General features: G+C 54.5%; 11 protein-coding genes. 10 read left to right on the plus strand and 1 reads right to left on the minus strand.

Going from position 1 to position 11,433, the window contains the following annotated elements; all coding sequences use genetic code 11:
* Positions 1-6 precede the first annotated feature (6 nt).
* From AUQ41_RS16795 to AUQ41_RS16840, 10 genes are all read left to right on the plus strand, one after another.
* The gene (locus tag AUQ41_RS16795; protein WP_063089393.1) at positions 7-1,170 is read left to right on the plus strand and encodes a 1-deoxy-D-xylulose-5-phosphate reductoisomerase; all 1,164 of its coding nucleotides are present in this window, start codon (positions 7-9) and stop codon (positions 1,168-1,170) included.
* Between the two features lie 38 nt (positions 1,171-1,208).
* Positions 1,209-2,312 carry an RIP metalloprotease RseP gene (gene rseP / locus AUQ41_RS16800; RefSeq protein ID WP_063089394.1) on the plus strand — a complete coding sequence of 368 codons (1,104 nt, stop codon included), beginning with the start codon at positions 1,209-1,211 and terminating at the stop codon, positions 2,310-2,312.
* Positions 2,312-4,633, plus strand: coding sequence for an outer membrane protein assembly factor BamA (gene bamA / locus AUQ41_RS16805; RefSeq protein WP_063089395.1), 2,322 nt, complete (start codon positions 2,312-2,314; stop codon positions 4,631-4,633). Before rseP ends, bamA begins: the two co-directional genes overlap by 1 nt.
* Positions 4,634-5,212 carry an OmpH family outer membrane protein gene (locus tag AUQ41_RS16810; protein ID WP_063089396.1) on the plus strand — a complete coding sequence of 193 codons (579 nt, stop codon included), beginning with the start codon at positions 4,634-4,636 and terminating at the stop codon, positions 5,210-5,212.
* Positions 5,212-6,231 (plus strand): UDP-3-O-(3-hydroxymyristoyl)glucosamine N-acyltransferase, encoded by a 1,020-nt coding sequence (gene lpxD / locus AUQ41_RS16815; RefSeq protein WP_063089397.1) that lies wholly within the window; start codon positions 5,212-5,214, stop codon positions 6,229-6,231. The genes AUQ41_RS16810 and lpxD overlap by 1 nt, the downstream gene beginning before the upstream one ends.
* Before the next feature lie 11 nt (positions 6,232-6,242).
* The gene (fabZ, locus tag AUQ41_RS16820) at positions 6,243-6,692 is read left to right on the plus strand and encodes a 3-hydroxyacyl-ACP dehydratase FabZ (protein ID WP_008891195.1); all 450 of its coding nucleotides are present in this window, start codon (positions 6,243-6,245) and stop codon (positions 6,690-6,692) included.
* Positions 6,693-6,694: 2 nt separating this feature from the next.
* Positions 6,695-7,498: an acyl-ACP--UDP-N-acetylglucosamine O-acyltransferase gene (lpxA, locus tag AUQ41_RS16825; RefSeq protein ID WP_063089398.1), complete on the plus strand. Its 804-nt coding sequence runs from the start codon at positions 6,695-6,697 to the stop codon at positions 7,496-7,498.
* Positions 7,479-8,342: an LpxI family protein gene (locus AUQ41_RS16830; RefSeq protein ID WP_063089399.1), complete on the plus strand. Its 864-nt coding sequence runs from the start codon at positions 7,479-7,481 to the stop codon at positions 8,340-8,342. Before lpxA ends, AUQ41_RS16830 begins: the two co-directional genes overlap by 20 nt.
* Positions 8,332-9,498, plus strand: a complete 1,167-nt coding sequence (gene lpxB, locus AUQ41_RS16835; RefSeq protein ID WP_063089400.1) for a lipid-A-disaccharide synthase — start codon at positions 8,332-8,334, stop codon at positions 9,496-9,498. The genes AUQ41_RS16830 and lpxB overlap by 11 nt, the downstream gene beginning before the upstream one ends.
* 75 nt (positions 9,499-9,573) lie before the next feature.
* A complete protein-coding gene (locus AUQ41_RS16840) occupies positions 9,574-10,014 on the plus strand; it encodes a VOC family protein (protein WP_063089401.1) in 441 nt (146 codons plus the stop codon).
* A gap of 100 nt (positions 10,015-10,114) precedes the next feature.
* Here AUQ41_RS16840 and AUQ41_RS16845 read toward each other — a convergent pair whose 3' ends face one another.
* Positions 10,115-11,422, minus strand: coding sequence for a citrate synthase (locus tag AUQ41_RS16845; RefSeq protein ID WP_040823987.1), 1,308 nt, complete (start codon positions 11,420-11,422; stop codon positions 10,115-10,117).
* Between the last annotated feature and the right edge of the window lie 11 nt (positions 11,423-11,433).

An 11,433-nucleotide genomic window follows, 5' to 3' on the forward strand; every position in this document is an offset into this window, starting at 1 on the left:
TGTTTGATGACTTTGAAGAAATCCGTCAGTGTCTTTGGTGTTACCGGTTCCATCGGGGCCAGCACCGTTGATGTTTTAAAGTCCCACACTGACAAATATGTTGTCGAAGCTGTAACGGCGCATCGCAATGTCGATGCATTGGCCAAGGCCGCTATCGAACTTGGTGCCAAATGCGCCGTGATCGGCGATCCTTCCTGTTTTGCGGACCTTCGCGATGCTCTGGCGGGGAAGGGCATTGAAATCGCGGCCGGCGAAGACGCGCTGATCGAGGCTGCCGAACGTCCCTCTGATATCGTCATTGCCGCAATTGTTGGGGCAGCTGGCCTGAAACCGACGCTGGCGGCCATTCGTCGCGGTGCGCGCATCGGACTTGCCAATAAGGAAACGCTGGTCTGTGCCGGCGCCTTGATGACGGCGGAAATTTCCAGGCATGGTGCGACCCTGATCCCGGTTGATTCTGAACATAGCGCGATTTTCCAGGTTCTCGAGGATCGCGAAGAAACGCGCATCGACCGTATCCTTTTAACCGCGTCGGGCGGTCCGTTCCGGGAATGGTCGCTAAAGGACATGCAATCTGTCACCCGGGTGCAGGCCCTGGCACACCCGAACTGGGAAATGGGCGCAAAGATTTCTATCGATTCTGCGACCATGATGAACAAAGGCCTTGAGCTGATAGAGGCTTGGCACCTGTTCCCGGTGGCCGAGGAACAGATTGAAATTGTTGTGCATCCGCAGTCAGTTGTTCACAGCATGGTGGAATATCCTGATGGTTCTGTGCTCGCACAGCTGGGGTCTCCGGATATGCGGACGCCAATTGCTTATGCGCTTTCATGGCCGGATCGGATCAAAGTGGACGCACCGCGTCTTGATTTTGCCACGATCGGGCGTTTGAACTTCGAGGCGCCGGATACAAATCGTTTCCCGGCTCTTCGTCTGGCACGACAGGCCTTGCAGGAAGGTGGCACGCTGCCTACTGTTCTGAACGCTGCCAACGAAGTCGCCGTCGAAGCGTTCCTGAATGACAGAATCGGCTTCCTTGATATCGCCGCGACTGTCGAAAAGGTCATGACAAGGCTTGGAAGCGAACCGCTGACCAGCCTTGAACAGGTATTTGAAACAGACGCAATGGTGCGCCGGGAAACTTCGGCGTGCCTTGTGTCGGCTTCTTAGATTGAAACTGCCGGCTTCGCCGGCTTAGGGAATTCTTGATGGAAACCTTGCTTGCTTTTCTTTTTGTGCTCTCGGTACTCGTGTTCGTTCACGAATATGGTCACTACTGGGTGGCAATCAAAAACGGCGTGAAGGTCGAAGCCTTTTCAATCGGATTTGGCCCCGAACTTTTCGGTTGGCAGGATAAAAAAGGCACGCGCTGGAAAGTCAGCCTGATCCCGCTTGGTGGGTACGTCAAAATGTTTGGCGATATGAACCCTGCCAGTGCCGGTGGTCGCGATGACCTTGACGCCGAAGAAGCAAAACACGCCTTCCATCGCAAAGGTGTTGCCGCGCGCGCGGCCATCGTTTTTGCCGGACCTTTGGCCAACTTCATCTTCGCCATTATCGTCTTTACCTTCCTGTTTGCCGCTGTCGGACAACAGCGTGCCTTGCCGGTTGTGGGCGAAGTTCTTGAAAACAGCCCGGCATCTGTTGCTGGCCTGATGGCTGATGACCGCATCACGGCGATCAACGGTCAGTCGGTTGAATGGTTTTCTGAGCTTTCTGACATTGTGCGTGCAAATCCCGGGCAACCGATTTCCGTGACGGTCCAACGCGACAGCGAAATCGTTGATCTTGCCGTAACGCCCGAAGCTGTCGAAGTCGAAGAGGGTGGTATGACCGCGACCGTCGGACGACTTGGCATCACCGCTGGTGACTTTGAGACGAGCCGCAGCGGGGTTGTGGAATCGGTCGGTCGCGCGTTCGAGACCACCTATTCATTGACGACGCAGACCTTCTCGGCACTCGGTGAAATGATCAGTGGAGATCGTGATAGCTCTGAACTGGGCGGGCCGATCCGGATCGCGCAAATGTCAGGGCAGGTGGCCGAAGGGGGCATCGCACCGCTCCTGTTCTTTATGGGCTATCTTTCCATCAGCCTTGGGTTGATCAACCTGATGCCTGTTCCGGTCCTGGATGGTGGTCATCTTGTGTTCTACGCGATTGAGGCAATTCGCGGTAAGCCATTGGGGGCAAAAGCACAAGAATATGGTTTCCGTATCGGCGCGGGTTTGGTATTCAGCTTAATAATTTTCGCAACGTGGAACGATTTGACGCAATTGGGTGTCTTTAGTTTCCTCAAAGGACTTGCTGGATAATGCATGACAGCAACAGGGGGGTTAACTTGCTGCGTAAGGTAAAAGCGGCCGTTGTCATTACGGCCTTGCTTGGCGGAACGGCGCCATTGATTGTTCCTGTGGCTGTGCATGCCCAATCGGGTCTGATTCGCGACATTGAAGTCGAAGGCAATAATCGTATCGAAACTGCGACGGTGAATGCCTACCTCACCGTTGCACCTGGCGATTCCTACGACATCCAGAAAATCAACAGTTCGCTCAAGGCGCTTTTCTCAACCGGCCTGTTTGCCGACGTGTCCTTCTCCTTTAATCAGGGAATTTTGCGGGTAAACGTCGTTGAAAACCCGATCATCAACCGCATTGCGTTTGAAGGAAACCAGCGTCTTGATGATGATACCCTGAGTGCTGAATTGCAGTTGCGCCCGCGCGTTGTTTACACCCGCACCAAGGTGCAGGCCGACGTTCAGCGTATCCTCGAGCTCTATCGTCGTAGCGGACGTTTCGCCGCAACGGTTGAGCCCAAGGTCATCCAGCTTGACCAGAACCGTGTCGATCTGGCGTTCGAGATTGATGAGGGGGATGCCACGGGTATCCGCAAAATCAACTTTGTTGGCAACAAGGCCTTTGACGACGGCGAACTGTCTGACGTGATCCGCACCACCGAAAGTGCGTGGTGGAAGATCCTGACGGCCGACGATAACTACGATCCCGACCGCGTGACTTTTGACCGTGAACTTCTGCGCCGCTTCTACCTTTCTGCCGGCTATGCCGATTTTCAGGTTTTGTCGTCGGTTGCAGAATTGACACCTGATCGCTCGGACTTCTTTGTCACCTACACGGTGAGCGAGGGGCAACGCTATCAGTTTGGCGAGATCAATGTCGTCTCACAGATCGACAAGATCGATCCGGAAACCCTGATGCCGCTGATCGAGATTGAAAGCGGTGAATGGTATAACGCCAACCTCGTGGACGATGCGGTTGATGCTTTGACCGACAGTGTCGGGGATCAAGGCTATGCCTTCATTGATATTCGCCCGAATGTGCAGCGCAACCGCGAAACCGGTACCATTGACATCACCTTCAACATCTCCGAAGGACCGAAGGTCTATGTCGAGCGCATCAACGTTGTCGGCAACGTCCGGACGTTGGATGAGGTGATCCGTCGCGAATTCCGCTTGGTCGAAGGCGATGCTTTCAGCAGTTCCAAGATGCAGCGTTCCAAGCAGCGCATCGAAAACCTCAACTTCTTCAAATCGGTTGACGTAAAAACCTTGCCGGGTGCGTCGCCGGATCAGACCGTGATCGAGGTCGATGTCGAAGAAAAATCGACCGGTGAGTTTTCCATTGGTGCGGGTTACGGGACGGATAATGGTGCGTTTGGTCAGCTCGGCATTCGGGAACGCAACCTGCTTGGCAAAGGCCAGGATTTGCGCCTGAACTTCACGCTTGGTTCAACCGACCAGCAGATTGACCTGTCCTTCACCGAGCCGTATTTCCTTGATCGCGAAATCGCTGCTGGGTTTGATGTCTACCGCCGTGAGGAAGATAATCAGGACGAAAGCTCGTATGACGAAGAGCAGACAGGTGGACGTCTGCGTGCTGGCTTCCGCTACAGCGAGGAACTTTCGCATTCCTTCCGTTATACTCTGGAGCAAAACAGCTATTCCAACATTAATCGTAGCAGCGCTTCACGACTTCTGTTGGCTGAAGAGACCGAGTTTGTTGAGTCCGCCGTTGGTCATACTCTGACCTATGATGAACGTGACAGCTCGATTTCGCCGACAGAGGGTTATTTTGCTCGTCTGTCAAATGATTTGGCCGGTCTTGGTGGTGATGAACAATATTTGCGGTCGCGTGTTGAGGGTGGGTATTACTATCCGCTTGATCGCGAGCATGAGTGGGTGCTCTCAACCCGTGCCTCCACAGGGTATATTTTCGGCTTCGACGATGATACCCGTATTTCTCAACGCTTTTCTGTCGGTGGGTCAAACCTGCGTGGTTTCGAAGCTGCCGGTGTCGGCCCGCGTGACATCGCGACCGGGGATGCTTTGGGTTCCAAACTGTACTACACTGGAACCGTTCAGCTGGACTTCCCGCTCGGGCTTCCGTCCGAGTTTGCTTTGACCGGTCGCGTGTTTAGTGATTTCGGCTCTGGGCAGGACGTCGACGGCGCCCGTCCCGGCGAAGTATATGATACAGGCTCTCTAAGAAGCTCTGTTGGTGTCGGTGTAGGTTGGGAATCACCGTTTGGCCCGATTGGTGTGGACATCTCTCAGGCCGTCACAAAAGAAGATCACGACAAAGAGGAAATGTTCCGATTGAACTTCGGAACGAGATTCTAAATGAAAATGATCAAATCGCTTCGTAATTTTCTGGTTCTCTCCGCTCTTATCGGTTTCACTGCGCATGCCAATGTTGCGCAGGCGCAAGAACCGAACCCGGATAACTTTGCGTCCGTCATGATTGTCGATTTTGCCGGCATCATGCGTGAAGCATCTGCGATGCAGGATGCCCGCAAACAAATCCGCGATCGACAGGTTGCCTATCAAAAGGAAATCGAAACCCGCGAACAGGGACTGCGTGAAGAAGAAAAACAACTTGCTCAGCAACGCACGCTGCTGGCTGCTGACGTTTTTCAGGAAAAGCAAAAGCAGTTTCAGCAAAAAGTTGCTGATTTCCAGAAATTTGCCCAGGCCCGCAGCCGTGTTCTCGATCAAGCCCTGGCTGAAGCCCAGTCCAAATTCTCGCAAGCCTTGAATGAAATCATCGGAAGCATTGCTGAGGAACGCGGTGCGAACCTTGTCCTGCATCGTGGTCAAGCCGTTCTGTTTGCAACCACCATGGATGCGACCAAGGAAGTTTTTGATCGCGCAAATGCCGAGGTTCCAACCATCACGGTTGAATTCAAGGAAGGCTCCTGATGGCGGATGCCCGTTTCTTTAGCCGCAAGGGACCCTTCAGTGTTGCTGAAATCGCCGCACTGACGGAAACAACGCCGGTCAATGCGCCCGACGAAACACGGGTCTTTCAGGACGTCTCGCCACTGCAAAACGCAGATGGCGAAATTCTGAGCTTCTTTGACAATCGCAAATACCTTGATGCGTTTGTTAACAGCAAGGCCGGTGCCTGCTTTGTGCGCCCCGAATTTGTCGAGCGCGCACCCGAAGGTATGGTGTTGTTCGTAACCAAGGACCCGTATCGCGCCTACGCCAAGGCTGCAACCGCGTTCTATCCCTTCGAAACCGGCAACGGCATCATTTCCGACCGCGCCGTCATTGATCCGTCTGCCAAGCTTGGCAAGGGTGTGCAGGTAGATGCCGGTGCGGTCATCGGTGCCAATTGCGAAATTGGCGATGGCACCATTATCGCATCCAATGCTGTCATTAGTGACGGGGTTGTCATCGGTGCGGGTTGCAAGGTGGGTGCGAATGCCTCCATCAGCCACAGCCTGATCGGCAATCTGTGCCTGATTTACCCTGGTGCCCGCATCGGGCAGGACGGCTTTGGCTTTGCCATGGGCCCGCAAGGGCACGCCAAGGTTCCGCAATTGGGCCGGGTTGTCATTGGCAATGACGTCGAAGTCGGGTCAAACAGCACGATTGATCGCGGGGCAGGGCCGGATACAGTTATCGGCAATGGCTGCCGTATCGACAATCTGGTGCAAATCGGCCATAACGTTGAACTTGGCATGGGCTGTGTTGTTGTCTCGCAAGTCGGGATCTCCGGCTCGACCAAGATTGGCAATTTTGTCGTGCTTGCCGGTCAGGCAGGCATTACAGGACACCTCGAAATCGGCGATGGCGCGAAAGTCGCAGCCCAGTCGGGTGTCATGAAAAATGTGGGGCCGGGGGAAACTGTGGGCGGAAGTCCCGCCGTTCCGGTCATGGAATATCATAAACAGACGGTCGCCTTGTCGCGTCTGATACGAAAAAAGAAATAAGGGCTACACACATGACCGAACTGGTAAGTGTCGATATCCAGCGCATTCTGGAAATGATTCCGCATCGCTATCCGTTCCTTCTGATTGACAAGGTCATCGACATCGAAACCGATGTCCGTGCCACCGGCATCAAGAACGTGACGATGAACGAGCCGCAATTTACCGGCCATTTCCCGCAGCAGCCGATCATGCCGGGCGTCCTGATCATCGAAAGCATGGCACAGACCGCAGCCATCCTGGTCGTTCAGACCCTTGGCGCGGATGCCGAAGGCAAGCTGGTTTATTTCATGAGCATCGATAACGCCCGTTTCCGCAAGCCGGTAACCCCGGGTGACGTCATGCACATTCACGTGACCAAAAAACAAAGCCGCGGCCCGGTCTGGAAGTTCGAAAGCCAGGTCAAGGTCGACGGCCAAGTCGTTGCCGAGGCAACCATCGCCGCGATGATCCGGGATAACTGATAATGTCAAAAGTACATCCAACCGCCGTTGTCGAAGATGGCGCGCAGATTGGTCAGGATGTCGAAATCGGACCCTATAGCGTGGTCGGTCCGAATGTTGTCTTGGGTGATGGTGTCAAACTGTACAGCCACGTGGCCGTCGCAGGTCACACCACCCTTGGCGATCAGTGCGAAGTTTATCCCTTTGCCTCTGTTGGTCATGCCCCGCAGGACCTGAAATTCAAGGGCGAACACAGCCGCCTGATCGTTGGCAAACGCACCAAAATCCGCGAGGGTGCAACCCTTAATCCGGGCACCGAAGGTGGCGGCATGGAAACCACCATCGGTGATGATTGCCTTCTGATGACCGGGGCTCATGTCGGCCACGATTGCCATGTCGGCAACCACTGCATTCTGGTCAATAACGGAACGCTTGCGGGCCACGTGGTGGTCGAAGACTTCGCAATTGTCGGGGGCCTTTCGGCGGTTCACCAGTTCGTCCGTATCGGCAAACACGCCATGATCGGCGGCATGACCGGGGTTGAAAGCGACGTCATTCCGTATGGTTCTGTCATCGGCAACCGTGCGTATCTTTCAGGCCTGAATATCATTGGCCTGAAACGCCGCGGTTTTGACCGTGAAACCATCCATTCGCTGCGCAAGGCCTATCGTCTTCTGTTTGCACAGGAAGGCACCCTGGCCGAACGTGTCGAAGAAGTCGCCAAGGATTTTGAGGGCGTCGGGCCGGTGATGGAAATCATCAATTTCCTCAAAGCGGAAAGCATGCGTTCCGTATGCACGCCAAAATATGACAGCTCCGCAGGATAATCCGCAGCCGAAATTGGGAATTATCGCCGGGGGCGGGGCGCTTCCCGCCCGTCTGGCGTCTGCGGCTGTTTCAATGGGCCGCGATGTCTGCATCGTCAAGCTTGATGGCTATGCCGATGATACCGACCTTGATCAATACCCGAATGTAACGGCCCGCCTTGGTGCAGCATCGAAAATCCTTGATGCCATGCGCAAGGAAAACTGCCAGGACGTGGTTCTGGCAGGTAAGGTCGCACGCCCAAGCTTTTCTTCGATCCGCCCGGATTGGCGGGCAGCCAAACTCCTGATGAAAGTCGGTACAAAGGCACTTGGTGATGACGGATTGCTCCGCCTTGTTGGCAAGGAACTCGAACGCGAAGGCTTCCGACTTTTGGGCGCCCATGAAATTCTTGGCGATCTCGCGGTCGAGGAAGGCGTTCTTGGAGCTGTCAATCCCGATGAACAGGCGATGACCGATGCTCGCCATGGCCTGTCAGTCGCCCGAACACTGGGGCAAGCCGATGTCGGGCAGGGATGTGTCGTGCAACAGGGGCTGGTATTGGCTCTTGAGGCGATTGAAGGCACCGATGAAATGATCCGTCGCTCGGCCAAATACTGCCGTGATGGTGTTGGCGGGGTGCTGGTAAAGTCCGCCAAGCCGCAACAGGACAAACGCCTTGATCTGCCGGCCATCGGCATGAAAACCATCGAAGAGGCCCATAAGGCTGGCCTGCGTGGCATCGCATTGCTTGCCGGTGGGACCATGATCATTGATCGCGCTGCTGTGATTGCGCGCGCTGATGCGCTGGGCCTGTTTGTCGTCGGTCTGGCCCTGCCAGACGAGGAACGCCAAAATGGCGGATGAAACCGCGCCGCTTGGCCCGAAAATCATGCTTGTGGCTGGCGAGGCATCCGGGGATCAACTGGGTGGACGCCTGATGGCGGCCCTTAAGGCCAAACAGGATCATATCCGCTTTATCGGTGTTGGCGGTCCGCGCATGGAGCGTGAAGGCCTCAAAAGCCTGTTTCCGATGAATGAAATGTCGGTCATGGGCCTGACAGAGGTCGTGCCGCATATTCCACATCTGCTCAAACGCATTTCCCAAACCGCGGACTTCGCCAAATCTGAGAAACCCGATGTCGTGATTACCATCGATGCCCCGGATTTCAGCTTTCGGGTCGGCAAGAAGCTGAAAGGCAAGGGCATCCCGTTGGTGCACTATGTCGCCCCCTCGGTCTGGGCATGGCGCGCAGGCCGGGCAAAGAAAATCGCCGGTTTCCTCGATCATCTTCTGGCTCTTTTGCCGTTTGAACCGCCCTCTTTCGAGAAAGAAGGCCTGCCAACCACCTTTATCGGCCACTCAGCGGTCGAAGAACGCCATGACGGGGATGGTGAGCGGTTCCGCACTCAACATGGTCTGACGCCGGACCAGAAGCTTCTGGCCGTTCTGCCCGGAAGCCGTAATTCCGAAGTCAAACGCCTCCTTCCGGTATTTCGCAAGGTCATTGATGATGTTGCCACGAAATACCCCGATGCCCGCATCGTCGTGCCAACGGTCAGCAAGGTGGTGGATACCATCACCGAAGAAATGAAATCCTGGCCACTCGATCCAATTATTGTCGCAACCGATCAGGAACGCCATGACGCGTTTTCGGCGGCCGACTGTGCGCTGGCGGCCTCTGGTACCGTCTCGCTGGAGCTCGCAATTGCCGGTGTGCCGCATGTCATTGCCTATCAGGTCAATGCAGTGACCGGCTGGATTGCCAAACGCCTGATCAAGATCGATACCGTCACCATTGTTAATTTGGTCCTTGGCAAAAAACTGATCCCCGAGTTCCTGCAGGACAAATGCAAGGCCAAAAAGATCATTCCGGTTCTTGATACCCTGATGGCTGATAGCCCTGAACGGGCAGCACAGATCGACGGCTTTGATAAAGCCTGCACCTTGCTGGGATTTGGTGACAAACCGCCCAGCGAAAAGGCTGCCGAGCAGATTTTGAAAATCATCGCCAAAAAATAGTCTGTTACGGGTGGCATCAAGTCCGCATTGCAATTAGTTTCTTCGCATTGATTAATTGAAAACGGAGACAGTGTTATGCGCTACCTGCATACGATGGTACGTGTCGAGAATGTCGATGAGTCGATGAAATTCTATTGCGACCTTCTTGGCATGAAAGAGACTCGCCGGATCGAGAGCGAGCAGGGCCGTTTCACCCTGATCTATCTTGCACCGCCGGCGGATGTAGAAAGTGCCAAATCCGTCAAGGCCCCGGAACTTGAACTGACCTATAACTGGGACCCGGAAAGCTATTCGGGCGGTCGCAACTTCGGTCACTTGGCCTATGAAGTCGACGACATCTATGCGCTTTGCCAGAAACTGATGGATGCGGGTGTTATCATCAACCGTCCGCCGCGTGATGGCCGCATGGCGTTTGTTCGTTCCCCGGACGGCATTTCAATCGAGTTCCTACAAAAAGGCGAAAGCCTCGCTCCGGCTGAACCGTGGGCCAGCATGGAAAACACCGGCAGCTGGTAAGCCCGGAAAATATCGTGGGGCAGGTTAAAGCTGTCTCACAAATACAAAAAGGCCCGGACAATTCCGGGCCTTTTCTTTGATCTGTAGATGTCGACGCGGCTTAGCGCTTGTCGACCGGAACGAACGGACGTTCTGCAACACCGGTAAACAGCTGACGCGGACGACCGATTTTCTGAGACGGATCTTCGATCATCTCTTTCCACTGGGAAATCCAGCCAACGGTACGTGCAACAGCGAACAGCACGGTGAACATGCTGACCGGGATGCCCATCGCCTTGAAGATGATGCCCGAATAGAAGTCGACGTTCGGATAGAGTTTCTTCTCGATGAAGTACTCGTCTTCACGTGCGATACGTTCCAGTTCCTGGGCAACGTCAAGCAGCGGGTCGCTGATGTTGAGTTCTTTGAGAACTTCGTGGCAGGTTTCCTGCATGACTTTGGCGCGCGGATCGTAGTTTTTGTAAACGCGGTGACCAAAGCCCATCAGGCGGAACGGGTCGTTCTTGTCTTTTGCTTTTGCAACGTATTCCGGGATGTTTTTCACATCGCCGATTTCGTTGAGCATGACCAGAACGGCTTCGTTTGCGCCGCCATGTGCCGGACCCCAAAGGGATGCGATACCAGCAGCAATACATGCAAACGGGTTGGCACCCGAAGAACCGGCCAGACGAACGGTCGAGGTCGACGCATTCTGTTCGTGGTCGGCATGCAGGATCAGGATGCGATCCATTGCCTTGGCCAGAACCGGATTGACTTCATAGTCTTCACACGGGTTGCCAAACATCATCTGCAGGAAGTTTTCTGCATAACCGAGCTTGTTGTTCGGATAACGGAACGGCTGACCGATGGAATATTTATACGCCATCGCCGCAATGGTCGGCATTTTCGCAATCAGGCGATAGGCCGAAATCATCCGCTGCTTCGGATCGTTGATGTCGGTGCTGTCATGATAGAACGCGGACAATGCGCCAACAACGCCACACATGATCGCCATCGGATGCGCATCACGGCGGAAACCGTTATAGAAATTGCGCATCTGTTCGTGGACCATGGTGTGCATGGTAATATCATTCTCGAACTTGGCTTTGTCGGTGGCATTCGGCAGCTCACCATAAAGCAGCAGATGGCAGACTTCGAGGAAGTCGGCATTTTCTGCAAGTTCATCAATTGCATAACCGCGGTGACGCAGAATACCAACGTCGCCATCAATATAGGTCAGTTCCGACTGGCAAGAGCCGGTCGAAGTGAAGCCCGGATCATAGGTGAAATATCCGGTTTCAGCATACAGCTTGCGGATGTCAATCACAGACGGGCCTACACTGCCCTCAATCACCGGCATATCGAACGACTTGCCAGTGGCATTGTCGGTCATTGTCACGGTGTGGGAAGTCTTGGGATTAGATGCCATGACTATTTTTC

Source organism: Thalassospira sp. MCCC 1A02898, from assembly GCF_001618185.1.
Classification (GTDB): Bacteria; Pseudomonadota; Alphaproteobacteria; order Rhodospirillales; family Thalassospiraceae; genus Thalassospira; species Thalassospira tepidiphila.